The organism is Rhizobium sp. BK661, assembly GCF_024808825.1.
Taxonomy (GTDB): Bacteria; Pseudomonadota; Alphaproteobacteria; order Rhizobiales; family Rhizobiaceae; genus Rhizobium.
Genome location: NZ_JANTYT010000013.1, coordinates 66849 through 93117, shown reverse-complemented (window position 1 = coordinate 93117; position 26269 = coordinate 66849). Strand labels below are relative to the sequence as shown.

General features: G+C 60.7%; 25 protein-coding genes. 11 read left to right on the top strand and 14 right to left on the bottom strand.

The window, feature by feature from the left end; all coding sequences use genetic code 11:
* The first annotated feature begins 518 nt into the window (after nt 1-518).
* The gene (locus tag FHX16_RS22570) at nt 519-770 is read left to right on the top strand and encodes a GlsB/YeaQ/YmgE family stress response membrane protein (RefSeq protein ID WP_016553994.1); all 252 of its coding nucleotides are present in this window, start codon (nt 519-521) and stop codon (nt 768-770) included.
* Nucleotides 771-839: 69 nt separating this feature from the next.
* Here the strand turns inward: FHX16_RS22570 and FHX16_RS22565 are convergent, their stop codons facing one another.
* Nucleotides 840-1121 (bottom strand): hypothetical protein, encoded by a 282-nt coding sequence (locus tag FHX16_RS22565; RefSeq protein WP_016553995.1) that lies wholly within the window; start codon nt 1119-1121, stop codon nt 840-842.
* Nucleotides 1122-1338: 217 nt separating this feature from the next.
* On the opposite strand from FHX16_RS22565, the gene FHX16_RS22560 reads away from it, so the two are divergent.
* From FHX16_RS22560 to FHX16_RS22535, 6 genes are read left to right on the top strand one after another with little or no spacing between them, the layout of a single operon-like run.
* The gene (locus FHX16_RS22560; RefSeq protein WP_183864572.1) at nt 1339-3231 is read left to right on the top strand and encodes a peptidylprolyl isomerase; all 1893 of its coding nucleotides are present in this window, start codon (nt 1339-1341) and stop codon (nt 3229-3231) included.
* A gap of 16 nt (nt 3232-3247) precedes the next feature.
* Nucleotides 3248-4264: an anthranilate phosphoribosyltransferase gene (gene trpD, locus FHX16_RS22555; protein WP_183864573.1), complete on the top strand. Its 1017-nt coding sequence runs from the start codon at nt 3248-3250 to the stop codon at nt 4262-4264.
* A gap of 9 nt (nt 4265-4273) precedes the next feature.
* A complete protein-coding gene (gene trpC, locus FHX16_RS22550; RefSeq protein WP_183864574.1) occupies nt 4274-5086 on the top strand; it encodes an indole-3-glycerol phosphate synthase TrpC in 813 nt (270 codons plus the stop codon).
* Between the two features lies 1 nt (nt 5087).
* On the top strand, nt 5088-5588 hold the full coding sequence (gene moaC, locus FHX16_RS22545) for a cyclic pyranopterin monophosphate synthase MoaC (RefSeq protein WP_183757232.1): 501 nt from the start codon (nt 5088-5090) through the stop codon (nt 5586-5588).
* Nucleotides 5585-6808 (top strand): gephyrin-like molybdotransferase Glp, encoded by a 1224-nt coding sequence (glp, locus tag FHX16_RS22540; protein WP_183864575.1) that lies wholly within the window; start codon nt 5585-5587, stop codon nt 6806-6808. Before moaC ends, glp begins: the two co-directional genes overlap by 4 nt.
* Before the next feature lie 54 nt (nt 6809-6862).
* Nucleotides 6863-7279, top strand: coding sequence for an ACT domain-containing protein (locus FHX16_RS22535; protein ID WP_183864576.1), 417 nt, complete (start codon nt 6863-6865; stop codon nt 7277-7279).
* Between the two features lie 16 nt (nt 7280-7295).
* Here FHX16_RS22535 and FHX16_RS22530 read toward each other — a convergent pair whose 3' ends face one another.
* From FHX16_RS22530 to FHX16_RS22510, 5 genes are all read right to left on the bottom strand, one after another.
* On the bottom strand, nt 7296-7988 hold the full coding sequence (locus tag FHX16_RS22530) for a methyltransferase (protein ID WP_183864577.1): 693 nt from the start codon (nt 7986-7988) through the stop codon (nt 7296-7298).
* Nucleotides 7989-8184: 196 nt separating this feature from the next.
* On the bottom strand, nt 8185-10059 hold the full coding sequence (locus tag FHX16_RS22525; protein ID WP_183864578.1) for a DEAD/DEAH box helicase: 1875 nt from the start codon (nt 10057-10059) through the stop codon (nt 8185-8187).
* 97 nt (nt 10060-10156) lie between these two features.
* Nucleotides 10157-12016, bottom strand: coding sequence for a CHASE2 domain-containing protein (locus FHX16_RS22520; RefSeq protein ID WP_259130477.1), 1860 nt, complete (start codon nt 12014-12016; stop codon nt 10157-10159).
* A 5-nt stretch (nt 12017-12021) separates the two neighbouring features.
* The gene (locus FHX16_RS22515; protein ID WP_405049312.1) at nt 12022-12555 is read right to left on the bottom strand and encodes a FecR domain-containing protein; all 534 of its coding nucleotides are present in this window, start codon (nt 12553-12555) and stop codon (nt 12022-12024) included.
* A 102-nt stretch (nt 12556-12657) separates the two neighbouring features.
* The gene (locus FHX16_RS22510; RefSeq protein WP_183864580.1) at nt 12658-13800 is read right to left on the bottom strand and encodes a citrate synthase; all 1143 of its coding nucleotides are present in this window, start codon (nt 13798-13800) and stop codon (nt 12658-12660) included.
* 85 nt (nt 13801-13885) lie between these two features.
* Here FHX16_RS22510 and FHX16_RS22505 point away from each other — a divergent pair, with 85 nt between their 5' ends.
* Nucleotides 13886-14974 carry a citrate synthase/methylcitrate synthase gene (locus FHX16_RS22505; RefSeq protein WP_183864581.1) on the top strand — a complete coding sequence of 363 codons (1089 nt, stop codon included), beginning with the start codon at nt 13886-13888 and terminating at the stop codon, nt 14972-14974.
* A 94-nt stretch (nt 14975-15068) separates the two neighbouring features.
* Here FHX16_RS22505 and FHX16_RS22500 read toward each other — a convergent pair whose 3' ends face one another.
* The 4 genes from FHX16_RS22500 to FHX16_RS22485 form a co-directional block, all read right to left on the bottom strand.
* Entirely contained in the window at nt 15069-16697 is a 1629-nt protein-coding gene (locus tag FHX16_RS22500; protein WP_183864582.1) for a CTP synthase, read from the bottom strand.
* Between the two features lie 140 nt (nt 16698-16837).
* Nucleotides 16838-17362 carry a preprotein translocase subunit SecG gene (gene secG / locus FHX16_RS22495; RefSeq protein ID WP_183864583.1) on the bottom strand — a complete coding sequence of 175 codons (525 nt, stop codon included), beginning with the start codon at nt 17360-17362 and terminating at the stop codon, nt 16838-16840.
* A 107-nt stretch (nt 17363-17469) separates the two neighbouring features.
* Entirely contained in the window at nt 17470-18240 is a 771-nt protein-coding gene (tpiA, locus tag FHX16_RS22490; protein ID WP_183757221.1) for a triose-phosphate isomerase, read from the bottom strand.
* A gap of 191 nt (nt 18241-18431) precedes the next feature.
* The gene (locus FHX16_RS22485) at nt 18432-19316 is read right to left on the bottom strand and encodes an alpha/beta hydrolase (RefSeq protein ID WP_183864584.1); all 885 of its coding nucleotides are present in this window, start codon (nt 19314-19316) and stop codon (nt 18432-18434) included.
* A gap of 218 nt (nt 19317-19534) precedes the next feature.
* Between FHX16_RS22485 and parE the strand changes: the two genes are divergently transcribed.
* Nucleotides 19535-21616 carry a DNA topoisomerase IV subunit B gene (parE, locus tag FHX16_RS22480; RefSeq protein ID WP_183864585.1) on the top strand — a complete coding sequence of 694 codons (2082 nt, stop codon included), beginning with the start codon at nt 19535-19537 and terminating at the stop codon, nt 21614-21616.
* A gap of 6 nt (nt 21617-21622) precedes the next feature.
* Here parE and FHX16_RS22475 read toward each other — a convergent pair whose 3' ends face one another.
* Together FHX16_RS22475 and FHX16_RS22470 are read right to left on the bottom strand one after the other, a co-directional pair.
* On the bottom strand, nt 21623-22078 hold the full coding sequence (locus tag FHX16_RS22475) for an OsmC family protein (RefSeq protein WP_183864586.1): 456 nt from the start codon (nt 22076-22078) through the stop codon (nt 21623-21625).
* A gap of 2 nt (nt 22079-22080) precedes the next feature.
* On the bottom strand, nt 22081-22698 hold the full coding sequence (locus tag FHX16_RS22470) for a GntR family transcriptional regulator (RefSeq protein ID WP_183864587.1): 618 nt from the start codon (nt 22696-22698) through the stop codon (nt 22081-22083).
* A 203-nt stretch (nt 22699-22901) separates the two neighbouring features.
* On the opposite strand from FHX16_RS22470, the gene FHX16_RS22465 reads away from it, so the two are divergent.
* A complete protein-coding gene (locus FHX16_RS22465) occupies nt 22902-24080 on the top strand; it encodes an AI-2E family transporter (protein WP_016554015.1) in 1179 nt (392 codons plus the stop codon).
* Here the strand turns inward: FHX16_RS22465 and FHX16_RS22460 are convergent, their stop codons facing one another.
* Complete coding sequence (locus FHX16_RS22460; protein WP_183757218.1) at nt 24081-24539, bottom strand: GNAT family N-acetyltransferase; 459 nt, start codon at nt 24537-24539, stop codon at nt 24081-24083. It abuts the gene before it with no gap.
* Nucleotides 24540-24655: 116 nt separating this feature from the next.
* Between FHX16_RS22460 and FHX16_RS22455 the strand changes: the two genes are divergently transcribed.
* Nucleotides 24656-25066 carry a hypothetical protein gene (locus tag FHX16_RS22455; protein WP_183864589.1) on the top strand — a complete coding sequence of 137 codons (411 nt, stop codon included), beginning with the start codon at nt 24656-24658 and terminating at the stop codon, nt 25064-25066.
* On the opposite strand, the gene FHX16_RS22450 is transcribed toward FHX16_RS22455, so the two are convergent.
* Nucleotides 25063-26199 carry a DUF2336 domain-containing protein gene (locus FHX16_RS22450; RefSeq protein ID WP_183864590.1) on the bottom strand — a complete coding sequence of 379 codons (1137 nt, stop codon included), beginning with the start codon at nt 26197-26199 and terminating at the stop codon, nt 25063-25065. The genes FHX16_RS22455 and FHX16_RS22450 overlap by 4 nt on opposite strands.
* Between the last annotated feature and the right edge of the window lie 70 nt (nt 26200-26269).

The window sequence follows — 26269 nt, the reverse complement described above, 5'->3', positions numbered from 1 at the left end:
ATATGGCAAAAGGTATAAGAATTGGTATGCATCGCGGTACCGTGGATTGTGCGCAACTGGAGTCGGACAATGCATGTCGTGCAGAATGGCGATTTAGGACAGTCTCGGCCTGGTCTTACCGGAACCCTAAGCACTTCTCCAAACGTACTCGACATAGCGTCGAGTATTTTTAACAAAACGTCCAGTGGTTGTGCTTTGTAATGGCCAGGTGGACTGTGCCCGGTCGAGTACTGCCGGTGGGGGCGAAGTGTAAAATAGACTTCCTCCAGACCACGTGAGCCTCTTTGCGCCGCGCCTATTTTCGGGCGAATAGATTTGCGTTGCGCAACCAGGCGGATGGCTTATCTTTTTTGTTGTGGGGGAATTGAGTCTCGGTGGCGTGTTTTGACGCTTTACGCTGCCATTTGCGTTGCGAAACAGTCTCGCGTTGCTAGTCACATATTTCCGCCTCTACTATAGGGGACGCCTCAATTTCCACCTTGGGCGCTGACTTCGTTGTTTCTCTGAAAGGAAATCATATGGAAGACGCAGGTGTGGGTTGGGTAGCGGCCATCATCATCGGGGGCATTGCCGGATGGCTCGCGGAAAAGTTCATGAACAGCAACATGGGGCTGTTGATGAACATCATTTTGGGCATTGTCGGCGCAATCGTCGCCAATGCAATCCTCGCAGGACTGGGCATCACGCTCGCCGGCTGGCTAGGCTATCTGATTGCGGGATTCGTCGGCGCCTGCCTGCTGATTGCCGTGGGGCGGGTTATTCGTCGTTAAATACCCGCAAAAAATTAAAGCCGGGCGTCAGCACGCCCGGCCCTCGCCTTGTCAACTGCCAATCGACTTCTATCGACGGCTCATCAATCCGAAAAGATAGGCGACGCCGGCTGTCACGGCGAGCGCGAAGATAGGCTCCTCCCTTACCTTGTCGCGCAGCCGTTCCGTCATGACCGAGGCTTCGTCGGCTACGGCGGTCTTGGCGCCCTGACCGAGTGCAACAACGCTCTCGGATAGGCGTGCAAGGTCTTCGCGCAATGCTGTGACCTGTGCGGAAAGATCGTCTGCCGCGATCTCCGCCTTCACACGCGCGGTTGCGGACTGGGCGGAGGCGGTTTTCATATCGGCCATGGTCTGCTCCTCTTTTTCCGGATGCTCTTCAACGAATTAGCCCTTAGAAAGGTTCCGATATCGGGCGTCTTTTGCTGCGCCAAGCGCTTCGACATGGTTGCAGATATAGCGCAGATGTTTTCGTGCGATAACCCTTCATTTCCTGCCGGCTTTGTTCTAAGGAACGTCCAATGCTTTGCCCGCGAACGGGCGAATATAATGCGAGGTTTGCGTTTCGATGTTCGATCTTCTGAGAAGAGCTGCTCACACCTGGGTTGCCAAGCTCCTCATGCTGCTGCTGGTTGCCTCTTTTGGTATCTGGGGCGTGTCGCGCTCGTTGATATCGGGCGGCAACAGCACGACGGTTGTCAGCGTCGGAGACCAGCACGTCGACGTCAACGAATTTCGCTTGGCCTACCAGCGACAGGTCGCAAATCTCAGCCAGCAATTCGGCATGCGCTTGACGCCCGACCAGGCCCGCGCTTTTGGCGTTGAACAGCAGGTGCTGGCGCAGCTCGTCGCCGGCGCATCACTCGACCAGTTGGCGGACGAGATGAACCTTGGCCTCTCCCAGGATCGGCTTGCGCAGTTGATCGGCGATGACCCAGCCTTCAAGGCGGTCAACGGCCAGTTCGACCGCACCCTCTTTACATCGCGGCTGCGCAATGCCGGCATCCGCGAGGATGACTATATCAAGGAACGCAGCAAGGTTGCCGTCCGCAGCCAGATCGTGGACGCTGTCTCGAACGGCTTCACAGCCCCGAAGACGCTGGTCGACGCCCTCAAGCTTCATGGACAGGAAAGCCGCGGTATCGATTACCTGTTGCTGACCAATGCCAACATCGAGCCGATCAAGGCGCCTGCCGAGGATGTGCTTGCCAAGTGGTTCGAGGGCACCAAGACACGCTACCGCGCTCCTGAATACCGCAAGGTGGCTTTCCTCAAGCTTCAGCCGGAGGACATCGCCGACGCCGCCTCCGTTACCGATGACCAGATCCGCGAGGATTTCGAAAAGCGCAAGGATAGTTTCCGCACGCCTGAAACCCGCACGATCGAGCAATTGACGTTCCAGAACAGGGATCTCGCCAACGCCGCCGAAGCCGCGCTGAAGACCGGCACGACATTCGATCAGCTGGTAACCGATCAGGGCAAGACCGCTACCGACGTGTTCCTCGGCGAATTCTCCAAGGACAAGGTTCCGGATCAGGCCATTGCAGAGGCTGCCTTCGCAGTCTCGAAGGACGGCGGAACGACGCCGGTCGTCGATGGCACGTTTGGTCCGGTCGTCCTCCGCGTGAGCAACATCAAGCCCGAAAGCGTCAAGAGCCTTGATGAGGTCAAGGACGAGATCCGCAAGCAGCTCTCCGTCTCCAACGCATCGCAGGAACTCATCAACGTACACGATCAGATCGAGGACCTGCGCGGCTCCGGCTCGACCCTGGAGCAGATTGCAGAACAGCTCAAGCTGAAGGCCGTCGTCGTCGACGCCGTCGACGCTACGGGTCTCGACAAGGACGGCAATGAGGTCAAGGACATTCCGGCCAAGCAGCAGGTTCTCGGCGCGGCCTTTAAGACCGACGCCGGCGCTGATGCTCCTTCCCTTTCGATCGGCACTGACGGCTATCTTTGGTTCGAAGTCCGCGATGTCATGCCGGAACGCGACCGCCCACTGAGCGAAGTGCATGATAAGGCGGTCGCCGATTGGACTGCGGAACAGCAGAAGCTTGAACTGGCCAAAAAGGCCGAAGACCTGAAGCAGCAGGCCAAGAAGGGAACATCGCTGGCGGACATTGCGGCCCCGCTTGGCATTACCGTCGAAAGCAAGAGCGGCATTACTCGCGGGACCGACGACCCCGTCCTCGGTCGCGCCGGCGCCAACGCTGCCTTCTCCGGGCCGATGGATACAGTCGCCATTGCCGTCGGCGGCGACGCGACGACGCAGATCCTTCTCAAGGTCACGGAAGTGAACACGGAACCCACGGGTGACGTGCTCAACAATCAGGACCAGCAGATCACGGCAATGGCAAATGCTGCCGGCGACGACATTCTCGATCAGATGGTCAACCTGCTGCAGACGCAGTATGGCGCATCGATCAATCAGCCTCTCGCCGATCAGGCGGCAGTCCGCTAAGGGGGAATACACGCGCATGACTGATCTGAAGCCGCTTCTGGCGAAGGCTGCGAGCCGTGAGCCGCTGACACGCGACGAGGCCCGCGAGGCCTTCGACATTCTGATGTCCGGTCAAGCGACCCCTTCGCAGATCGGCGGCTTCCTCATGGCATTGCGCGTCCGTGGCGAGACGGTCGACGAGATTGTCGGCGCCGTGACGACGATGCGCTCCAAGATGCTGACCGTCGATGCACCGGCCGATGCCATCGACATCGTGGGAACCGGCGGCGATGCAAGCGGGACCTATAATATCTCGACACTCGCTGCTCTTATCGTGGCTGGTGCTGGTGTACCTGTTGCAAAGCATGGCAACAGGGCACTGAGCTCGAAATCAGGTGCGGCCGACAGCCTTGCCGCGCTCGGGGTCAAGCTAGATGTGACCCCCGAGGTGATCTCGCGCTGCATTCGCGAGGCTGGTGTCGGCTTCATGTTCGCCCAGCAGCACCACTCGGCGATGCGCCACGTCGGCCCGACGCGCGTTGAACTCGGCACGCGGACGATCTTCAATTTGCTGGGGCCGCTTTCCAATCCGGCCGGCGTCCGCCGTCAGTTGCTTGGCGTCTACGCGCCGCAATGGGTCGTTCCGATTGCCGAGGTCATGCGCGATCTGGGCTCCGAAAGCGTGTGGGTCGTGCACGGCAGCGGTCTCGACGAAATCACGACGACGGGAAAGACGAACGTCGCCGCGCTCGAAGACGGGAAGATTCGGACTTTCGAGTTGTCGCCCGCAGATTTCGGCGTCGAACCTTGCCGTCTGGAGGCTATCAAGGGCGGTGATGGCGTGGTCAACGCCGCAGCGTTGCGCGACGTTTTGAGCGGCGCAAAGAACGCCTACCGTGACATCGCGCTCGCCAATGCCGCCGCCTCGCTGGTGATATCCGGCAAAGCTGAGCTACTCGAGGACGGTATGCGGCTTGCGACGCAGTCTCTGGACAGCGGAGCGACGGCCGCGGCCCTCGACAAACTCGTCGCCGTGTCGAACGACATCGACTAGGATAGAGCCATGACCGACATCCTGAAGAAGATCGAACTATACAAGCGGGAAGAGATAGCCGCCGCAAAAGCGACGGTATCGCTGGCTGATCTGAAGGCGATGCAGGCGGACCAATCGCCGCCGCGCGGCTTTCATCGTGCGCTGGTTGCGAAACGCGAGGCCGGCCAATACGGCCTGATCGCCGAGATCAAGAAAGCCAGTCCCTCCAAGGGTTTGATCAGGCCAGATTTCGATCCGCCGTCGCTGGCCAAGGCCTATGAAGTCGGTGGCGCTGCCTGCCTTTCGGTGTTGACCGACACGCCAAGCTTTCAGGGCGCCCCGGAATTTCTGATGGCAGCGCGTGCCGCGTGTTCGCTGCCGGCGTTGCGCAAGGACTTCATGTTTGAGACCTACCAGGTGCAGGAAGCGCGCGCCTGGGGCGCCGATTGCATTCTGCTGATCATGGCATCGCTTTCCGATGATGATGCAAAGCGCCTTGAGGATGAGGCTTTCGGGCTCGGCATGGATGTGCTGGTGGAAGTTCACGATGCCGAGGAGATGGAGCGTGCGCTGAAGCTCTCCTCTCCGCTGGTTGGCATCAACAATCGCAATCTACGGACATTCGAGGTCAGCCTGGAGGTCAGCGAAAAGCTCGCGCCGATGGTTCCTGGGGACCGTCTTCTGGTCGGCGAAAGCGGCATTTTCACGAATGCAGATTGCAAGCGCCTGCAGGCAGTTGGCATCAGCACCTTCCTGGTCGGCGAGAGCCTGATGCGCAAGGAAGACGTTACGGCTGCAACGCGCGCACTACTCTTCGCCGAAGCCGCTCAGGCGGCCGAGTGATATGAGCGGCGGCCCGTCCGGTCTCACCCACATTGATGCCTCCGGCGAGGCGCACATGGTCGATGTCGGCAATAAGGTCGAGACCACTCGGGTTGCGACCGCCGAAGGCCACGTGAAGATGGCGGCCGCGACGCTCGATCTCATTCGTGCGGGCAATGCGAAGAAGGGCGACGTGATCGGCACGGCGCGCCTTGCTGGCATCATGGCCGCCAAGCAGACGAGCAACCTCATCCCTCTCTGCCACCCCCTGATGCTCACGAAGGTTGCGGTCGATATTACGGAGGACGCCGATCTTCCCGGCTTGCGCGTTACCGCGACCGTGAAGCTGACAGGCAAGACGGGTGTCGAAATGGAGGCCCTGACAGCCGTTTCCGTGGCCTGCCTGACGATATACGACATGGCGAAGGCCGCCGATAAGGCCATGGTAATCGGGAGCATACGGCTGCTCGAAAAATCGGGTGGCAAGTCTGGAGACTTTCGCCATCCGGAGTATGGCAAATGAGCATGTTGCCCGTTGCTGAGGCGCAGGATCGTTTACTGTCACGGGCAAAACCAATCCAGGTGAGCGAAACTGTTTCCTTGCCGGAGGCCGACGGTCGCGTGCTGGCAGCTGATGTGGCGGCCAGGCTGACCCAGCCGCCTTTCGATGCATCGGCGATGGATGGATATGGCTTGCGCGGTGACGACGCTCCGGAACCGGGCGCCGAGCTGAGGCTCATCGGGACGTCCTCTGCCGGCCATGGGTTCGAGGGTGTTGTCGGCAAAGGAGAGACTGTTCGGATCTTTACTGGCGCACCGGTTCCGTCTGGCGCCGATAGCGTGTTGTTGCAGGAGGATGCGGACAAAATCGAGGGCGGCGTCCGCACGACCTTTCCTGTTCGTCCTGGTCAGCACGTTCGGCCCCGCGGCCAAGATTTTGTTGAAGGCGAAACAGTGCTCAAGGCAGGCACCGTGCTGGACTTTTCTCGCCTGACTGTGGCGGCTGGAATGAACCACGCGACCCTTGAGGTCTTCCGCAAGCCCATGGTGGCGCTGCTCGCAACCGGTGACGAGTTGTTGCCGCCAGGAAGCTCACCGGCTCCCGCGCAGATCATTGCGTCCAGCACCTTCGGCATTGCTGCCCTGGTTCGCAAGGCTGGCGCCGAGGTCCTGGATCTCGGGATCGTTCCCGATGACAAAGCCGCGATTTCCGCGGCTGTCGAGCGCGCCCGGCGTGCCGAGGTCGATGTCATCGTGACGCTCGGTGGGGCATCGGTGGGCGACCATGATTTGGTGCAGGCTACGCTCGTCGCATTGGGCATGAAGCTCGATTTCTGGCGGATCGCCATGCGTCCGGGCAAGCCGTTGATGGTGGGCAGCCTCGAAGAAACGCATGTCATTGGCCTACCCGGCAATCCGGTTTCGAGCTTGGTCTGCGGACTGCTGTTTTTGGAACCGCTGGTTCGCAAGCTGGCGTCACTGCCGCCAGTCAGACGTGAGGCAATGGCGGGAGCGGCTGTAACGCTTCGTGCCAATGACCAGCGACAGGACTACGTGAGAGCGAGGCTGTTGCGATCACCGTCGGGCGGTTGGTCGGCAGAGCCGTTCGGCAAACAGGACTCGTCTATGATGAAGATATTCGCCGAAGCTGACTGCTTGATCGTTCGACCGCCACATGCGCCGGAGTTGCAGGCGGGAGACCCCTGCCCGGTGATGCTGCTGCGGCCTGATCTGCTCGGCTGACGTTTCTTTTTCATTCGCGGAAAGTGTCACAAACAAACCCTGGGCCGGCTTGAGATGACCAAGCAGATCATACGAGAAACCGCCGCGATGTTGTCCGGAATGACGCCCGTGCTTACGGAGGACGAATTCGTCTTTTGTACAACCACGGACGAGAACATCATTCGGCGCGCGGCAATCGATGCGCTGGCGTCGTTTCGCGAGCACGAGGGAGTTTCCTTCATCCTTTCGAAAAGCAGGGCCTCGGAATTGGGCTTCAACTGCGATACGCCAATGCGGCGGATCGTTCTCGAAGTTTTTTCATCGCTGGAAGGTGTCGGACTGACAGCTGCTGTTGCCACTACTCTCACCGCACACTCAATCCCCTGCAACATGGTCGCAGCCTACCATCACGATCATGTCTTCGTTCCGACCGCCGTTGCAGAGGTGGCGCTGGAGATTTTGCAGAAACTACAGGAAGAGTCCTCCTGCTGAGAGGGCGCGTTTTGGGTCATGCTTCCAGGGCGAACACTCCACCAATGGCTGCATCACCTCCTGAGCCAACGCCGAAATCGGGGACGGCATACTCGGCGACGAGACGCAGGGCTGTCAGCGGCAGTGACGATCTGCGCGGATCGCCTATAAGGACATCGACGCCGGCCTGGCGACGAGAGGTCAGGAACGGCAGAACTCTGCTGGCAAGTTCGGCATTGTAGAAAGCATCACCGGCAAGAATGACATCCACATCGGGTACTGGGGCGCCGGAAAGAATATCTGCGTTCAACGCTTCGATCGCCACATCATTCGCCTCGGCATTGAGGTTGAGTGCCGCGATCGCATTGGCGTCGATCTCTGCCGCGATTACGGCGGATGCTCCGCATTTTCGAGCCGCGATCCCGACAATCCCGGAGCCGGCACCAAGATCCAGGACACGGCGGCCACGAACGATATTGGGATGATTTAGAACGTGCTTGGCAAGCAGGATCCCGCCCGCCCAATTGTAAGCCCAGTACGGTGGCGAATCGTCACGGCCACTAGCTCCAAGGCGACCCAGCCCACTGCCCGGATGGGCCGCATAGAGACGTATCTCAGGCAAACCCGGCACCGGCTCGAGTCGGAGGTTTTCGATAATGAAGGCGCGGATATCCGCTGGAGAAAGGGTGCTGGCCGCAGGGCCATTCTTACGGCGGTGCTGGCCACGCAATTGCTTTATATCCTCAAGCGATCAGTAGTTCTTCATCACCAGCATCCCGCCATCCATGAAGAGCGCGCGCTAGAGCGTGAAGGTCTCATTGCAAAGAGTGCTGAAAACATGAACCGTCAAAACGATTGTGCCTGCCATTGTCCACTCCGAGAATCTTTATCGGCGCCGCAAAGGCTGCAGCGCCGACGGGATGGTTTCAGCCCTTCTTTTTCGAGAACTTGGGCTTCGGCCCACCGCCACCCTTGCCCTCAAACTTCGGCTTCCCAGGCTTTTTGCTCCAAGGCTTCGTGTCACGTCGCTCGTCGCGCTCGCCATCAGCGCGGGCTTCCTTCCGAAACTTGTCTTTTGGCCGCTCGTCGCTGAACTCGCGGCGCTCGCCAAAGGCCTTCTTGCCGGCATAAGGCTTGGAGGTTGCTGGCTTGCTGAAATCGGGCGTGCCATTCAGGGCTGTGACGCGGATGCCGCGTTCCATCGTTTTGTTCGGACCGATGGACTGCAGGAAGCTGTCGGCGCTTGCCGTTGAAATCTCGACGTAGGTTTCGTCGGGCTGCATCTTGATGGCACCGATGTCACGCTTCGTCAGATTGCCGTTGCGGCAGAGCATCGGGATCAGCCAGCGGGGCTCTGCATTCTGCTTGCGGCCGACCGAAAGCGAAAACCACACGCTCGCGCCGAAGTCGTCGCGCGGACCTTTCTGATAAGGTTCGCGTGGTCCCTCGGCGTGCTCGCGGCGCTTGCGGCCGCGATCGTCCTGGACCGCGACCTCGATCAGGTCCTCCGGCGCTGACTGGTTGGACCGATAGAGATTGACGAACGCCGCGGCGAGCTTTTCTGCGCCGTGGGCATCGAGAAGCCGTTTGACCAGGTCCCGAGCCTCTTCGCTCGGGGGTTCCTCGAAGATGGGATCGGCAAGCAGACGCGCTTCGTCACGTGCCGTCACCTCTTCTGCCGACGGCGGACGAGCCCAGGCAGCCGAGATACCGGCATTGTCAAGGAGGCGCTCCGCCTTGCGCCGCACGTTCAGCGGCACGATCAGTGCGCTGACGCCCTTGCGGCCCGCGCGACCGGTGCGGCCGCTTCTATGAAGCAAAGTTTCCGGATTGGTCGGCAGGTCGGCATGAATGACAAGGTCGAGGCCGGGAAGGTCGATGCCGCGGGCGGCGACATCCGTTGCAATGCAGACGCGGGCGCGTCCATCGCGCATCGCCTGCAGCGCATGGCTCCGCTCGTTCTGCGTCAGTTCACCCGACAAGGCGACGACGTTGAAGTTGCGATTGTGAAAGCGGGCAGTCAGATGGTTGACCGCGGCGCGCGTCGAACAGAACACGATGGCATTCGTCGCCTCATAGTAGCGCAGGACATTGATGATGGCGTTTTCACGGTCGCTGGGCGACACGACAAGCGCCCGATACTCGATGTCGCCGTGCTGCTTTTCCTCGGTAGCCGTCGCGATCCGCACCGCGTTCTTCTGATAGCTCTTCGCGAGCTTTGCAATGGCAGCGGGAACAGTCGCCGAGAACATCAGCGTCCGACGGTCATCTGGCGAGGAATCAAGAATGAACTCGAGATCCTCGCGGAATCCGAGATCGAGCATTTCGTCCGCTTCATCAAGTACGACTGCTTTGAGCGCAGAAATGTCGAGCGCATTGCGCCTGATATGATCGCAGAGACGCCCCGGCGTGCCGACAACGATATGCGCGCCACGCTCCAATGCGCGACGCTCGCTGCGGATGTCCATGCCACCGACGCAGCTCACGATCAGCGCGCCCGTCGCTTCGTAGAGCCATTCGAGTTCGCGCTTGACTTGAAGCGCGAGCTCTCTTGTCGGCGCGATCACCAGCGCCAGCGGCTCCGCCGCAGGCCCGAAACGGTCATCGTTTTCGAGCAACGTCGGTGCCAGCGCCAGGCCGAAGGCGACGGTTTTCCCGGACCCTGTCTGGGCCGAAACGAGAGCGTCCGACGCGGCAAGCGTCGGGTCGAGCATGGACTTTTGCACCGGCGTCAGCTCGGTATAACCGCGCTTCACCAACGCCTTGGCGATCGCCGGAACGACGCCGTTAAAATCTGTCATGTTGTCTATCTTTCGGAAGTCTCACGCGCATGCTGCGCCCTGGCCGGCAGTTGCCGGTAGAGAAGTTGGCCGTTCCTACTTTGTCAGACGGCAAATGTCAAAGCAGATGTCCCTGCCATAGCCATACATCGATCCCTTCGCTTCGACCGCGAATACGCGCTTGCACGGGACCTTCCAGCCGGCCGGAGCGGAGCGGAGCGCTATCCGCGGCCGCGGCTTTCATCAACGCGGTGCTCAGGGCCAGTTCGACACCACGCGATGCCGCCACCTCCATCAGCCGGCTGGCGACATTCACGGTGTCGCCAGTTGCCGTGATCTGTTGGCGATTGCCGCTCCCGAGTCGCGATGCGACGACAGGCCCGCAGTGCGCACCGACCTTGAAGCCGGCCTTCCGGCCGCTCAGCGCGGGATGGGCCGCAAGCCATGGCCGCATTCGATCACACAGGCTGACGGCGCAGGCAGCCGCCCGAGTGGCATCGTCGGAGGCTGGTTGTGGCAAGCCGAACAGAATCATCGCGCCATCGCCCATGAAGCTGGTGACCGCGCCGCCATGCGAACGCGCCTCTCCGTCGACCATCTCGAAGAAATCGCTGAGGACTTCACGGACATTCGTCACGCCGATCGCTTCGCTCAGTCCCGTGAAGCCGGAGAGATCGATAAAGACGACCGCTGCGTCCTGCCGTACCGGTTCGGCGAGGAAATTGGGATCGCGCGCAAGCCATTCGCCCAGCCCCGGCGCTTCGATGCGCTGTAGGAGATCGCTTTGCGCCGCGAAGTGCGCAGCCTGGCGACGATCGATCCAGATTTCGGCGGCACCGAAGAGCAGCACGGGCGGCAACGCTGCGGCGATCGGCAATGCTGCGCTAAACCAGTAGCCGTGTGCGAAGGCGGCGATGTTCAAGGCCGCCCACGCGAAGGCCACGCAGGCAATGATAGCGTAGCCGATGGCGCTGCGCCGCCACGCAAGCAAGCTGATAAGAAGCAGTGGCAGCGCAACGGCTATGAGCGAATCGAGCAAACGCACATTGCGGTCCCTGATGATACCGTCGCCGGCAATCAGATGTGTTGCTGCCGTCGCCATGACCTCGACGCCCGGCAAGACCGGGTCGAATGGCGTCGGGAATACGTCGCCACCGCCAGTCACCGTGGCGCCGATCACCACGATCCTGTCCTCGATCGCTTTGGCGGGGAGCTTGCCGGCCAGTGCATCAGCGGCGCTGAAGGTTGGAAGAGTCCCGCGCGGGCCATAGAAGGTAATGGGAAGCCGCTGCCCGTTGTCGGTCGGCAAATGCCGGTCACCGAGTGCCAACCCACCTGGCGCGAATGCCGGATTGATACCCAGCGCCAGCGACGCCACTCGCAGCGGAAACGAGGCATCGACCCGCTCGCCGCCTCGAGAAATCAGGGGAATGAAGCGGGGTGTCCCCGATTCATCAGTCGCGACATTGACGACGCCGATGGCAGCGACGTCGGAAAAGCGGGCAAGTGGCAAAAGCATCTGGTTGGCCGTCGGGATCGCCGCCAGCGGATCGTTGGCGTCGTGACCAACCGTCTGCGTGTCTTTGGGGAAAACGCCGGCTGCAGCGATCACACTGGGCGTCTGCTGAAGCGCCAAGGCAAGTGCCGCGTCGCCTTCCTCTGGGCCGGGGTCAACGAGTAGGAGATCGAGTGCTATGACCTTCGGTTTTAGGGCGCTGACGGCGGATACCACGCGGGCGAGTGTCGCTCGACTAAGCGGATAGCCATTGTCGGCAGCGGTAAGATCGTCGATCGCCACAATGCTGGTGATCGGCGGGGCCTCCCGCGCGCCGATGAGGGTACTACGCAGATCAGTGAGAGACGCTTCGAGACGGTCGAGAAAGCTCATGCTGCCTGAGAGATGCATGTAGCCGAGCAGTCCGCCCCAAAGGGCGGATAGTAGCAGCGCGATCGTGATCAGGAGCCGTCTGGCCTGCATCGGCGCTATTGGCCTAGACGGGCAAGCAGGGCTGCAGCGCGGGCGGGCGGCCAGCGGCGGACAGTCAATGGTTCGCTGCCTCGCGTAACGTCGACACCCTCGCCGACATCCAAGACGACGCGCGGTCCAGCAGTCGAACGACCGACCGCGACGCGGCCGCGTACGACGAAGACCGACGTCGTACCGCTTTTGACATCGACTGCCCACCGCGTGCCGCGGACGGCTGCAATCGCCTGCGGCGTGATCACCTCGAACCCTCCAGGGCGACGGGCGCGGTCGACATCCACGAGTACCGCCTTGTTGCGCAGGGAGACGGCATCCGGTCGCCCATCGCGGTTGCGGTCAATGACATTGAAACGAGCGCCGCCTTCGGCAGTGATTGTGACGCCATCGGCGCAGTGCATGACTTGCCGCGAGCTTCCCGCCACACGCTCCATGGTGCATCCGCCGGCTTGTGCAAGGGCCACGCCCGAGGTGAAAAGGCAGGTACCGCTAGCCCACACGACCAGCGCTAAAAGCATCCTGGAGTTTACAAGCATATCCGTCCCCTAATGAATGCGCGACCGGACGCCCTACGTGCGGCATCCTTCCTATGTGATTGCTGCAGCACGCATGCCGAAACGTCAACGACTATCCGAGGTCTATGCTTTGGCGGCTGTGATTGCCGGTCCAGTATAACGCGCTCTCGGGCGAATGAGATGACCGCTCTCGACCTGCTCGATGGCATGGGCGAGCCATCCAACGGATCGCGCGAGCGCGAAGATCACAAGCGGGGCGTTCCTCGGAAGATCAAAAACGGCCGTCATGGCAGTCAGGGCGAAGTCGATGTTGACGCTTTCTCCGACAAGTTCCTGGCCTGCGGTTGCCAGTTCCGTGTACGTCTGTGGGAGAGAAAACTGGGACAATAGCGCTTTTGCCCGGATGTCTCCGACCGGATAGAGAGGGTGACCGAACGCGTTGAGCGACCTCCCCTCGGTCAACGCCTGTCGGACAGCCGCGTTCGCCCCGAGTGCGTTGACGTCTTCGATCAATGAGGCGACGCCCTGCCATGCGCCACCGTGAAGCGGTCCCGTCAAGGTCGAGAGCCCGGAAAGAACGGCGGCCGACAACGTTGCGCCCGAAGAGGCCGCCACCCGTGTGGCGAAGGTCGATGCGTTAAGCTCGTGATCTGCGAGGAGTACAAGCGCGCGCCTGATGCAGTTGGCCGCTTCAGGCCTGCCCCAGCTCGCCGCGAGGCGGAGATGCAACGGCAGGTCACTCGCATCTGGTGCCAGGGCCATCCCGATGGTCGACAGGATGGTCTGAGCTTCAGCCTTTAGTGCCGTCGATGACCGACCTAGGCTCGGCAGGTCGCGGGTGACGCGCTGCGCAAGCAGGACGAACGCCCGTTCCAGCGAGGGCGTCGTTGCTGCGGTGTCGCCGGGCATCGCCGCGACGGGTCCAGACTCCCATAGAAGTGCAGCAGTCTCCTCCAGCGTCGCATGCTCGGCCCATGCGGCCGCTTCGCGCCCGCGATAGTAGAGCCGGCCCTCTGCGACAGTCGAAATGGCGGACGGCAATACGGGATCGCCCCATTGGATGGCATCTGCCGCTACGGTCTCGGTCTTTCGCCGACCCGCATGCCGCTTGGCCAGCCGCATGACATCGGCTGCGTTGTAGAGACTACGCCGTGGATCGGTCGTATCGGCCTTAGCCCGGATCCGTCCGCGACTCACATTGGCGTAAAGCGTCTGCGGTTTGGTGCCGAGTCTCTCGAGCGCTTGCTCCGCGGTCAGCCAGGACATGAGGTCCTCTTATATTGATCTATTACATCAAGATTGACGTCAATTAACCTAGCTTCGATGTTGCTGCTCGTAAAGGAGAAACACCATGAAGAACGGTTTGGAAGATGTCATTGCTGCTGAGACGCAGCTGTCCGATGTGGACGGCGAAGCCGGTCGCCTGATCATCCGGGGCGTGTCGCTCGATCAGCTCGTGTCGACGGCAACCTATGAAAGCATAGCCGCATTGCTGCTCGACGGACTGACGGAACGACATTTCAGCCTCGCAGAATTTGGCCCGCGGCTGGGCGAAATGCGAGAAGACCTGTTCGTCCATCTCGCAGCCCTCGATTCGGCAGCGCTGGGCCTGCCGCCTGTGGATGCGATGCGTGCTCTTATCGCCCGTCTGCCGGATGGCGAGGACTTCGAGGCCGCCCTTCGATTGCTCGCAGCGCCCGCAGTCTTCCTGCCGGCGATAATCCGTCTGCAGGCCGGCAAGGAACCGTTCGCGCCGGACCGCTCCCTTTCGCAGGCCGCCGACATCCTGCGTATGCTTACCGGCCAGTCCCCGAGTAGAGAGCAGACCGCGGCACTCGATGCCTACCTTGTGACGATCTCGGATCACGGTCTGAACGCCTCGACCTTCGCCGCGCGCGTTGTCGCCTCGACGCACGCCGGCCTTACCTCGTCGGTGCTCGCGGCCATCAGCGCCCTCAAGGGACCGCTGCATGGCGGCGCACCAGGCCCGGTGCTCGATATGTTCGACGCGATCGGAGCGAGCGCGAATGCACATGACTGGCTTAGCCATGCACTGGATCGCGGCGAGAGGCTGATGGGCTTCGGTCATCGGATCTACCGAGTGCGTGATCCGCGCGCTGACGCTTTGAAGCAAGCCCTTCGGTCGCTAGTCTCCGCCGCACAAGTTGATCGCGAGCGGATCGTCCTGGCGGAAGCCGTTGAACATGCGGCGCTCGCAATCCTCAAGGAACGCAAGCCGGGTCGACCACTTGATGTCAACGTCGAGTTCTACACGGCCCTTCTGCTCGATGTCCTGGGCTTTCCGCGCGAGTCATTTACCGGCGTGTTCGCAATCGGCCGGACCGTTGGGTGGATCGCCCACGCGCGTGAGCAGGCACTCGAAGGCCGATTGATCCGGCCGCGTTCGGTTTATGTCGGGCCGCTGCCGCAAGCCGCCTGACCGGTCAGATAGTTGGGCGGCTCCGACCGCGGAGCTGACAGCACGCTTACTAAAAAGGCCGCCTGGCTGACGTTGCCAGACGGCCTCTCGTCAATCAGACCAAGCGGCTCTGTTCGGTTGCGGCCTCGATGAAGCTTGCGAACAACGGATGCGGGTCGAGCGGCCGGCTCTTCAATTCGGGATGGTACTGAACGCCGATGAACCACGGATGATCCGGATATTCGATCGTCTCCGGCAATACACCGTCCGGTGACATTCCGGAGAACACCAGACCGCAGTTTTCCAAACGATCCTTGTAATCGACGTTGACTTCGTAGCGGTGGCGGTGGCGCTCGGAAATATCCGTTGAGCCGTAGATCTCGGAGATCTTCGTGCCCTTCTTCAGTGCCGCCTTGTAGGCGCCGAGGCGCATGGTGCCGCCGAGATCGCCGGACGCCGTGCGCTTCTGCAGCTCATTACCCTTTATCCATTCGGTCATCAGACCGACGACGGGCTCCTTCGTCGGACCGAATTCGGTCGAGGAAGCGCTCTCCACACCGGCGAGATTGCGTGCCGCTTCAATGACCGCCATCTGCATGCCAAAGCAGATGCCGAAATACGGCACTTTGCGCTCGCGTGCGAAGCGGGCTGCATGGATCTTGCCTTCTGAACCACGTTCACCAAAGCCGCCGGGAACGAGGATCCCGTGGACCTTTTCGAGGTACGGTGCCGGATCTTCCTTTTCGAAGACCTCGGATTCGATCCATTCCAGCTTGACCTTGACGCGGTTGGCAATGCCGCCGTGATGAAGCGCTTCGATCAGCGACTTATAGGCATCCTTCAAGCCGGTGTATTTGCCAACGATCGCGATCGTGACCTCGCCCTCAGGCGTACGGATACGGTTGCAAACCTCTTCCCAAGGGTTGAGGCGTGGCTTCGGGGCCGGTTCGATGCCGAAAGCTGCGAGCACTTCGTTGTCGAGGCCTTCCTTATGGTAGGCGATCGGCACATCATAGATGTTGGCGACATCGAGCGCCTGGATGACCGCGGAGGGGCGGACGTTGCAGAACAGCGAGAGCTTGCGGCGTTCCGCCTCCGGAATTTCACGGTCCGCGCGAACGAGCAGGATGTCGGGATGAATACCGAGTGCCTGCAGTTCCTTGACGGAGTGCTGAGTCGGCTTGGTCTTCAGTTCGCCTGCCGCCGGGATGTAGGGCATCAGCGTCAGGTGGACATAGATCGCAGTGCCGCGCGGCAGGTCGTTGCCGAGTTGGCGGATCGCTTCCATGAACGGCATCGCCTCGATATCGCCGACCGTGCCGCCGATTTCGCAGATGACGAAGTCGTAGTCGTCATTGCCTTCGGTGACGAAATCCTTGATCTCGTTGGTGACGTGCGGAATGACCTGAACGGTCGCGCCGAGATAGTCGCCACGGCGTTCCTTGTCTATGATGTTCTTGTAGATGCGCCCGGTGGTGATGTTGTCGGTCTTGGTCGCCGAGCGTCCGGTGAAGCGCTCGTAGTGGCCGAGATCGAGGTCGGTTTCCGCGCCGTCGTCGGTGACGAAGACTTCGCCGTGCTGGGTCGGGCTCATGGTGCCCGGGTCCACGTTCAGATAGGGGTCGAGTTTGCGAAGCCGCACCCGATAACCACGGGCCTGCAGCAACGCTCCGAGAGCCGCGGCCGCAATTCCTTTACCGAGAGAGGAAACCACGCCGCCAGTGATGAATACGTATCGCGCCATGGGAGTCACCGGATACCTTTTCAAAAACGATTCCACCAGCCCAAAAATTCATTTCCAGAACTTTTGGCGCCAGCGCGGAATCTAAACAAAAGAAAACCGGCAGACCCGAGGGCCTGCCGGCGGTTTATGCTGTATGCCGCTTACTGCCCGCTTGGGACGGTGGCGGGTGCCGGAGCAGCAGGTGTGGTGGCCTGCGGTGCCGCCGGAGCAGTCTGAGTAGATGCGGGTGCCGATGTCGTCGGCGCTGCCGGTGCCGCCGGAGCGGTTGCGGCGGGCGCTGCAGGAGCCGGAGCGGCTTCGCCGCCGGTCGGAACGCCGTTGTTGCTTTGCGGGGCTGGTGCTGCCGGAGCGGCGTTGTTACCGTTCTGGCCGCCGAGCGAGTCGAGAATACCCTTGCCCTGCCCGCTCGTCGCCGGAATGCGGTTCAGAATATCCGTCGGACGGCTCTCATAGCGATTAAGCACGCCGAGACCGAGCGAGGTGATAAAGAACAGCGCCGCGAGGATCGCGGTGGTGCGCGTCAGCGCATTGGCCGTGCCACGGGCGGACATAAAGCCGGAACCACCGCCGATGCCGAGGCCGCCGCCTTCCGAGCGCTGGATGAGCACGACGCCGACAAGCGCCAGCACGATCATGAGATGGATGACAATCAAAACGGTCTGCATGGGTCCAGTCCTGCCCACACGCGCGGCGGGCATAAAGTAAAATTCTGGCGCTCTTTACATGAGGTCATCAGCTATTCCAAGCCCTTCGGCTCGGAATATACACGGCTCTAGTCAAGCAGCGCTTCGTATGCGCCGTAGATGGCAAGGAAGTCGGCCGCTTTCAAGCTCGCGCCGCCAATCAGAGCGCCATCGACATTCGCGACGCCCATCAATTCCTTGGCGTTGCTAGGCTTGACCGAGCCACCGTAGAGAATCCGAACTTTTTTGCCGGTGTCGCCGAAGCGGGCGACGAGCTCGGAACGCATGAAGGCATGCGCCTTCTCGACGTCTTCCACCGTCGGCGTCACGCCGGTACCGATCGCCCATACGGGCTCGTAGGCAATGACCGTATTCTCTGCCGTTGCGCTCTCCGGCACAGAGGCGGAAAGCTGGCGCTTGATGATGTCGAGGGTCTGGCCCGCCTTGCGCTCGTCAGCCGTTTCGCCAATGCACACGATCGCCGTCAATTCTGCTGCAAAGGCAGCCTCGGCCTTGGCGCGGACAAGATGGTCTGTCTCGGCATGGTCTGTGCGGCGTTCAGAATGGCCGACAATGACATAGGTACCGAAGCAGTCGGCAATCATCTCGGCCGAGATATCGCCTGTGTGGGCGCCCGAAGGTTTCTGGTGGCAATCCTGTGCGCCGATCGCAAGTGGGCTGTCGGTTGAGAGCGCCGTAGCGACATAAAGCAAGGTTGCCGGTGGGCAGATCAGGGCCTCCACCTTGGCGGAAAGTGGTCCCTGAACGCCTTCCGCGATCGCCTTGATCTGGTCCAGGGAGGCACGCGTGCCGTTCATCTTCCAGTTTCCCGCCACGAGCGGACGCACGTCAGGTGTCATGCCAGCCTTCCAATCTTCCACGTATCCGGGGGGCTTAGCAAAAGCACCGGTCAATGAAAAGGTTTTGCGCCTTTCCTAAGGGAAATAAGCGGGGCTTTGTTCGCAAACACTTAAAATTTCCAGCGGATGTTGCTGAAAATCATAGGCCAGAGCGACAGATAGGCACGCCTTTCTCGTGAGCCGAGCAAGCTTCAGGAACCCAATATCCAGTTCAGCGTCCGACGCCAATCGATCATCCGGATCGGCGTTCCGTGGTTGCCGGTCTCGTAGAGTGCGAAATGCGTTGGGTACCCGACTTTCAGGAGCTTTTCGAAGAGCGCCTGCTGGGCGGTTGCCGCATAGACCGGATCGCGGCTGCCATGCGCGAACCAAAGCGGCAGCTTGGCCTTGGCGAAGGAACTTTTGGCAAAATCCGGATCGGCAACGCCGCTCAGGATCACCATCCCTTTGAGGTGGTTTACACTATCGGCGTCGCGGCTGAGACCCCAACAGATCTGGCTCCCCATCGACGCACACGCCAGGATAACCGGCTTGCCGGGTGACTGTGCGGCGGCGTAGCGGATCAGTTCCTCGATTGTTGCCACGCCGTCGCTGCCGAAACTCTTGACCGACGGTGAGTAGTAAACGCCGCCATTGCCAGCCACGAGATTTTTGAGGCGATTGAAATTGCCGCCGAAACTATAGTCATTTGCGCCAAGACGCCGGTCGCCGTTTCGCCCGTGAATGAAGATCACGGTGAATGCAGCTCCGGCGGCTTGTCCTACCCTGGTGACATCGAGCTTTTGGGCACCCAACTGCAATGTCTCGTCCGATTGGAGCTTTCGGACGCCGAGGGACACGTATTTCTGTCGGGCTCGTTTCTCTGGTACTTGGTCACGGCCGTTGATGTCGCGCATCTCGTCGTATTCGATCAGCTCGAATGCGCCGTCCTTGCTCGCCTGCAGCACATTTTTTGTGGAAAAGAGATCGTCCTTGTAAGGGGGGAGACGCTCTGCTGTCTGGCTACTTGCGCCCGTCGCCAGAAAAAAGGCCGCAATTGCGGCGATAATGCCATAATGACTTGTGGACATTCGCATGCGCATGGTTCCCTGAGCCTTCTAGCCGCTTGCCATTCCACGCCCGCCAACGCAAACCATTTCCTGAGAAAGTCCGCCGGATCGGGCGGCGTCGCGTAAGAAGGCGGTTTCTGGCAGAATTTGCCTGGTTCGCAAACGTGACATCAAATGCGGTGATTTTGGGTCAGGCATGGCATAGGCCGCCTGCCCCCGAACAGGATGAAGATCTGAACGGCCCCATGGACGATAGCAACGACCTCTTTTCCGGAATGCCACTGACACAGAAGCAGGAGGAGACTCCAAAGTCTGCTGAGTTGCCGAAGGCGGCGGCTGCCGCCCCCGCAGAGGCACCTGCCGCAACGTCGCGCCCGGCACCCGTGACGTCGACATCGGATGACTATGGCGCATCCTCGATCCGCGTTCTTGAGGGGCTTGAGCCCGTTCGCATGCGCCCGGGCATGTACATCGGCGGCACCGACGAGAAGGCACTGCACCATCTGTTCGCCGAAGTCATTGATAACTCAATGGACGAAGCCGTAGCCGGCCACGCCGATTTTATCGAAGTTTACCTCGATCTCCAAGGCCATCTAACGGTCACCGACAACGGTCGCGGCATCCCGGTCGAAAACCATCCGCAGGTTCCCGGCAAGTCGACCCTTGAGGTCATCATGACCAAGCTGCATGCGGGCGGCAAATTCGATGGTAAGGCGTATGAGACGTCAGGCGGTCTACATGGCGTCGGTGTATCGGTCGTCAACGCCCTCTCCGATGTCATGGAAGTGGAGGTCGCGCGCAACCGCAAGCTCTATCGCCAGCGTTTCTCGCGCGGCCTGCCGCAGGGCGGCTTGGAAGAGCTTGGCGATGTCCACAACCGCCGCGGAACGCGCGTCCGGTTCCATCCCGACGCCCAGATTTTCGGTGAGCATGCCAAGTTCGATCCCGGCCGCGTTTTCCGCATGGCCCGTTCCAAGGCCTACCTGTTTGGCGGCGTGGAAATCCGCTGGAGCTGCGAAGAAGGTGTTCTGCCGCAGGGCTCTGAGGTGCCGGACAAGGCCGTTTTTCACTTCCCCGGCGGCCTGAAGGACTATCTCCAGGCGACGATGGGCAAGGAGTTCACGGTCACCCGCGAAATCTTTGCCGGCAAGACGGAAAAAACCAGCGGTCACGGCTCGCTGGAATGGGCGATCACCTGGTATGGCGGCGACCCGCAGGTCCATTCCTATTGCAATACCATTCCAACGCCCGAAGGTGGCACGCATGAAGCCGGCCTGCGCATAGCGCTCACCAAGGGCCTGAAGAACTACGCCGAACTGACTCAAAACAAGCGTGCAGCCCAGATCACCACAGACGACGTGATGATTTCGGCCGTCGGCATGCTTTCGGTCTTCATCCGCGAGCCGGAGTTCGTGGGGCAGACGAAAGACAAGCTGGCGACCGTCGAGGCTCAACGCATCGTCGAGAACGCGCTTCGCGACCCCTTCGACCACTACCTTGCCGACAATCCCAACGAAGCGGCCAAGCTGCTGGACTGGGTAATAGAACGCGCGGAAGAACGACTGCGTCGCCGTAAGGAAAAGGAAGTCAACCGCAAGACGGCCGTGCGCAAGCTGCGGCTGCCCGGAAAGCTCGCCGACTGCGCTCAGAACACCGCGGAGGGCGCCGAGCTTTTCATCGTCGAAGGTGACTCGGCAGGCGGCTCCGCCAAACAGGCGCGCAACCGCGCCAACCAAGCCATTCTTCCGCTGCGCGGCAAGATTCTAAACGTGGCCAGCGCCGGTCGCGAAAAGCTTGGAGCAAACCAGCAGCTAGCGGATCTAAGCCAGGCGCTCGGCTGCGGAACACGTTCGAAGTACCGCGAGGAAGACCTTCGCTACGAGCGCATTATCGTCATGACCGATGCCGACGTCGACGGTGCTCACATCGCCTCGCTGCTGATCACGTTCTTCTATCAGGAGATGCCGGAACTGGTCCGTGGCGGTCACCTGTTCCTCGCTGTGCCGCCGCTCTACAAGATCACTCAGGGCGCTAAATCCGCCTATGCCCGCGATGACGCACACCGGGCCGAGCTGATGGAAACAGAGTTCAAGGGCAAGGCGAAGGTCGAAATCAGCCGCTTCAAAGGCCTCGGCGAAATGCTGCCGGCACAGCTCAAGGAAACCACCATGGATCCCAGCAAGCGCACGCTGTTGCGGGTGGTGATTGACGAGGTGGATTTCGAGGGAACGCGCACCGCAGTAGACGACCTGATGGGAACGAAGCCGGAGGCCCGCTTCCGTTTCATTCAGGATCGTGCCGCCTTTGCGGAAAACCTCGATATCTAACGCCGCTTAGTCGAGACGTACGGCAATTTCCGTCTTCACCGAGTTGGCGAGGAAGCATAGCTCGTGAGCCTCGTGGTGAAGCTTCTCTTCGATCTCGCGGCTCGGCCTGTCGCTGGCATAGGTGACCCGCGGGCGAAGCTCGACGCGGCTCACAATTGTCTTGCCTTGCACGATTTCCATGATGCCCGTCGCGGCGTCGGCATAGCTGTCGACCATGATGCGTTTCTTTGATGCGAGCCACAGGTAGAACAGCATGTGGCAGCTTGACAGCGCCGCAACATAGGCCTCTTCCGGATCCACGTTTTCGGCCACGGCATAAGGCAGCGGTACATTATGCGGCGAGGCGGAAGCAGCGACGACAGCACCACCATCGAAGGACCATTTATGGCCGCGGCTGTAGCGTCCGTCGATGAAGCTTGCCTCACCCCGCTCCCAGGCGACTTCTGCGGAAAACCTCGTCATTGTCATTCTCCCTCGCGCGTCAGGCGCGCTGTTGTCATCTGCAAATGATCCGATAAGGCTTGCAAGGCGGCGGTTTCGTCGCGACGTTCACAGGCCTTGACGATGGCACTATGCTCGGCGTGGAGGACGACGCGCTCGTCGGAGCCCTTCGGCTGCCTCGAGTAGGCTCGGCGCGACTCCCGCCGCAGGTTGTCGATCATGGAAACAAGGCGTTCATTTCTGCAGCGCCCATAGAGCGTCCGATGAAATGCCACGTCCAACTCCTCGAGGACAGCAGGGTCCTCCTCTTCCACCAGGTCCTCGTTGAGGCGCCGCGCTTTGCGTAGGTCGGCGTCGCTGAGCACTGGCAGTGACGCGCGTAGCGCCATGCTCTCCAACGCAGTACGGATCTCAGCAAGCTCACGCGCCTGTTCTTCGGTGAAACCGGCTACAGCAAGGCTTCTGTCCGGTCGACGATTGAGCAGGCCGGATGCCAGCAGCCGATCAAGTGCCCGGCGGACCGGCTGGCGACTCACGCCGAATCGTTCGGCCAGAAACTCTTGCTTCAAGACCGTTCCGGGAGTGAGGCTGCCACTCTCAATTTCCCGACGGAGCGCTGTCGCAATTATATTTGGATCCATGGATCCAAAGTAACGGATCAAACGAATTTTGACAACATCGCTACGGGATTCTGTCATACTGATTGCGGACAACGGGCTTAAGGAGCGTAGTGGAGATCGCCGGGATTTCTGACGCGGTGTCGACGGCATAAATCGGTCATTGCGCTTGCGCCCGAGGGATGCATGGCCCATATCCATAGTCAAAATAGGGGGAAAAGAACGACGTGAGCCTTCCGAACAACAATATCCAGCGAGAGTCGCGATGGCTCGGCCCTTCAGGCCCTGCCCGCACGCCTCTAATTCCCTCGATCTCTGCAGCGCGCTGGCTGCTGGTTCTCGTTGTCGCGGCTGGCGTCTACTTCTTCTACGGCTTTGCTGTTCCAGTGCTGGCCGCGCTTGTCATTGGTTTTGCAAGCTGGCCGCTTTATCGCCGGTTGCTCGAGCGTGTCAGCGGAAACACGACAATCGCCGCCACTATCGCGATTGTCCTGATCGTCACATTCCTCGTCTTGCCGATCGTTTTCGCCGTGACCTACACGACAGGAGAGGTGCGTGAATGGGTCGCCTGGGCTGTGCATGCAAACAGATCGGGCGCTCCAACGCCACAGTGGATTATCGCCCTGCCCTTCGCCGGTCCTTACCTCGATGAGCTATGGACCAAATATATTGGCAGCCCCGGTTCGATGGGTGAGGTCATCCAGGCCGTCAGCGGAGCCAATATCGGTAACATTTATCGGGCGATTCTGGCGGCAGGCGGCGGCGCCTTCCATCTACTGCTGACTCTGCTTTTCATGCTGATCGCGTTGTTCTTCGTCTATCGTGACGGTTCCGCGTTCTCACGTCAGATCGACATGCTGGGCGAGCGCATCCTCCCGAACCGGTGGGAGCGGATTTCCCGCGTCGTCCCGGCAACTATCAGTTCGACGGTCATGGGCATGACGCTGATTGCGATCGGCGAAGGCATCGTGCTTGGCGTCGCGTACTGGATCGCAGGTGTCCCCTCGCCCGTGACGCTGGGTGTCCTGACCGGCATCATGGCCTTGATACCGGGCGGCGCGCCGCTCTCGTTTACCCTGGTGTCGGTCTATCTGCTGGCCAGCGGCTCGCACATTGCCGGTGTCGGTCTCTTCGTTTGGGGAACGGTCGAACTCTTCATTGTCGACAAGACGCTGCGTCCGAAGCTCGTCGGCGGTCCGATCAAGCTGCCATTCCTGCCGACGTTCTTCGGCCTCGTCGGTGGTGTGAAGACCATGGGCTTTCTCGGCCTTTTCATCGGGCCGGTGCTGATGGCGCTCATCGTCGCGATCTGGCGTGAGTGGATGCACGAGGTGCGCAACGCCGAAAGCGGTCCACAAGTCATGATCGACGAACAGGCGCCTCCCACATCCCGCGCGGCTGAATGATCAGGCCAGTTGTTTTTCCATGAACAGGCTAAGCGGATCTGGAAGATAGCTGCCGAATGGCTCGATTTGGACATAGCCGTATTTGCGGTAAAGAGCGATTGCTTCCGGCTGGTAGATGCCGGTTTCGAGCCTGACGGCCCGGAGGCTCTTTTCTACCGCTATCGCCTCGAGCGCGTTCATGAGTTTGCTCGCCACCTTTAGGCCGCGCGCCTTGGGGTCGACGAACATGCGTTTGATTTCTGCGGTCCCGTCACCCGCCTCCACCAGCGCGGAACAGCCAACGATCGCGCCGTCGTGGCGGGCGACGAAGAAGCTGACCGTCGGCTTCTCCAAAGACGAGACATCGACGAGGTGATTGCTTTCCGGCGGATAAAGCGACTGCGCATAGGCGTCGGACATGTCGAGCAGGCGGAGCACGCCTTCCTGACGAGGTGGTTCCAGAGCAATCGAAAGAGACACGGGATTTTCCTATTTTCGGCGCGCTTGGCATGACGAAAAGTTAATGGGGTGCGCCTTCATTCTGTTGGAATTTCAGCATCTAACGGGCGGAGTTTCAATATTCAAAAGGCAATACTATGCAAGCGATACTGGTTGCAATGACGATCTTGGGCTGCAATGACTCAGTCACGCAATGCAACTACATCGCGACTGTCGGGGAGCAATGGCAGACGGTGGTCATGTGCGACGCCGACTCCGAGAGGCAGCTCAAGCACTATACGAATGTCAGCTACCCGACCGTCATTGCCGTCTGCGAGCCATCGAAGCCCTCCACACCACCGGAAGTGCCGAAGACCGTGGTGGAGAACGCCCCAACACCGTCCACTCCGGTCGAAACGCAAGGTAGGCTGTCGGTCTTCGCTGATCGGGTCGCAGATCAGGTGCGTGCGCATCTGCCGTCGGGCGGTGATATGAAGGCAGCGCTGGCTTCGCCTGTCCATTTCGTTTCCGGAAGCTATTCGTGGGTCGCGAAGCGTCTTAGCTACTAAGCTGCGGCGAGAGCGGTCACCTGCGCGTAAGCGCGCGCACGCTGCCGCTGCTCCGCAATATGCAGCCTCTCTACCATCTCGAGCAGCTCTTGGACGGCACCGTGCGCTGTATGCCCGCGGAACTTCCGGAGCAGGCTGCCGCAGACGTCGCCGAGCATGGTCGCGGAGAGGTTTTTCGATGCTTCCCGCCACAGCAGCGTTGCTTCGACGAAGATCACACTGATCTCGCGGGCAAGCCCGGCCGATTCGTATAGGGCGCGCACTGCATGCATGCGTCCGGTGGCAAGGATGGAACGCACGCGACGTTCTTCACATCCCGTAAGATTGACGATCGCGCAGGCGAAGAACTCCACTTTCCCGGAGCAGAGCGCATGCATTAGGAACGATGCCGTCAGGTGGCCGCTCGCTCGCAAGTGTTCGACCAGGTCCGAAATTTCGTGCGACGTAATCTCGCCTGCGATCGACACAATGGCGGCTTCATTGGCTTCCCTGCTGATTCGGTGCAGCCGGCTCGCTTCGATCGTCGCCTGCGCCAGTGGCAGATTGACGAGAGCGATGCTGACATGCTGGGCAAGCAACTGGCGTGCGTCTGCCGGCAGATCTCCGCGATCCAGGAGCAGGTTGCGGACTTCGCAGTGGTGGCCGAGGCGATCAGCAACCCTTTTCAGGGAGCAAGGTGCGATCACTGCTCCTTCGTTTTCCAAAAGGCACAGGATGGCTTCTTCTTCACCGATCTCGCAAAGCGCAGCGGCAACCGGCCGTGAGATCATGCCGCGGGCCGCGATCAGCATACGCGTGATCTCGCTGCCGCCGGCTGCGAGATCAACAAGATCCGCATCCGACAACAAGGGAGAGCATGTGACGGCGTGCGAGGCAATCTCCGGCTGGTCTGCTGCCAGCGAAAGAATAACGGCACGTGGCGCGTCCGGAGACCATGAGATCGCCTCGGCCAGCGCCAGCCTCACCTTGGGGGACGGGTCGTCAAGCAGGAAAGTCATCGCCATCTCGGCCGCGGCGCGCTCTTCGGCGGCCATCTCGGACTGCAGATAGGCCCTGCCGAGGGCATTTGCCGCGCGGGCCCTGTCTCCGGCTTTGGCGGTTTCCACCCAACGAAGAAATGCTTCTACGATCACCCGTGTGCCCCATGCCCGAATGCGATTCGATCGCACTCCAATCAGTAGGACTACGGTATGCTCAAAAAGT

Bases quoted from the DNA above. Each gene is read 5' to 3' on its own strand.
- FHX16_RS22570 (WP_016553994.1), top strand. From the start codon at position 519: ATGGAAGACGCAGGTGTGGGTTGGGTAGCGGCCATCATCATCGGGGGC.
- FHX16_RS22565 (WP_016553995.1), bottom strand. From the start codon at position 1,121: ATGGCCGATATGAAAACCGCCTCCGCCCAGTCCGCAACCGCGCGTGTG.
- FHX16_RS22560 (WP_183864572.1), top strand. From the start codon at position 1,339: ATGTTCGATCTTCTGAGAAGAGCTGCTCACACCTGGGTTGCCAAGCTC.
- trpD (WP_183864573.1), top strand. From the start codon at position 3,248: ATGACTGATCTGAAGCCGCTTCTGGCGAAGGCTGCGAGCCGTGAGCCG.
- trpC (WP_183864574.1), top strand. From the start codon at position 4,274: ATGACCGACATCCTGAAGAAGATCGAACTATACAAGCGGGAAGAGATA.
- moaC (WP_183757232.1), top strand. From the start codon at position 5,088: ATGAGCGGCGGCCCGTCCGGTCTCACCCACATTGATGCCTCCGGCGAG.
- glp (WP_183864575.1), top strand. From the start codon at position 5,585: ATGAGCATGTTGCCCGTTGCTGAGGCGCAGGATCGTTTACTGTCACGG.
- FHX16_RS22535 (WP_183864576.1), top strand. From the start codon at position 6,863: ATGACCAAGCAGATCATACGAGAAACCGCCGCGATGTTGTCCGGAATG.
- FHX16_RS22525 (WP_183864578.1), bottom strand. From the start codon at position 10,059: ATGACAGATTTTAACGGCGTCGTTCCGGCGATCGCCAAGGCGTTGGTG.
- FHX16_RS22520 (WP_259130477.1), bottom strand. From the start codon at position 12,016: ATGCAGGCCAGACGGCTCCTGATCACGATCGCGCTGCTACTATCCGCC.
- FHX16_RS22515 (WP_405049312.1), bottom strand. From the start codon at position 12,555: ATGCTTGTAAACTCCAGGATGCTTTTAGCGCTGGTCGTGTGGGCTAGC.
- FHX16_RS22510 (WP_183864580.1), bottom strand. From the start codon at position 13,800: ATGTCCTGGCTGACCGCGGAGCAAGCGCTCGAGAGACTCGGCACCAAA.
- FHX16_RS22505 (WP_183864581.1), top strand. From the start codon at position 13,886: ATGAAGAACGGTTTGGAAGATGTCATTGCTGCTGAGACGCAGCTGTCC.
- FHX16_RS22500 (WP_183864582.1), bottom strand. From the start codon at position 16,697: ATGGCGCGATACGTATTCATCACTGGCGGCGTGGTTTCCTCTCTCGGT.
- secG (WP_183864583.1), bottom strand. From the start codon at position 17,362: ATGCAGACCGTTTTGATTGTCATCCATCTCATGATCGTGCTGGCGCTT.
- tpiA (WP_183757221.1), bottom strand. From the start codon at position 18,240: ATGACACCTGACGTGCGTCCGCTCGTGGCGGGAAACTGGAAGATGAAC.
- FHX16_RS22485 (WP_183864584.1), bottom strand. From the start codon at position 19,316: ATGCGAATGTCCACAAGTCATTATGGCATTATCGCCGCAATTGCGGCC.
- parE (WP_183864585.1), top strand. From the start codon at position 19,535: ATGGACGATAGCAACGACCTCTTTTCCGGAATGCCACTGACACAGAAG.
- FHX16_RS22475 (WP_183864586.1), bottom strand. From the start codon at position 22,078: ATGACGAGGTTTTCCGCAGAAGTCGCCTGGGAGCGGGGTGAGGCAAGC.
- FHX16_RS22470 (WP_183864587.1), bottom strand. From the start codon at position 22,698: ATGGATCCAAATATAATTGCGACAGCGCTCCGTCGGGAAATTGAGAGT.
- FHX16_RS22455 (WP_183864589.1), top strand. From the start codon at position 24,656: ATGCAAGCGATACTGGTTGCAATGACGATCTTGGGCTGCAATGACTCA.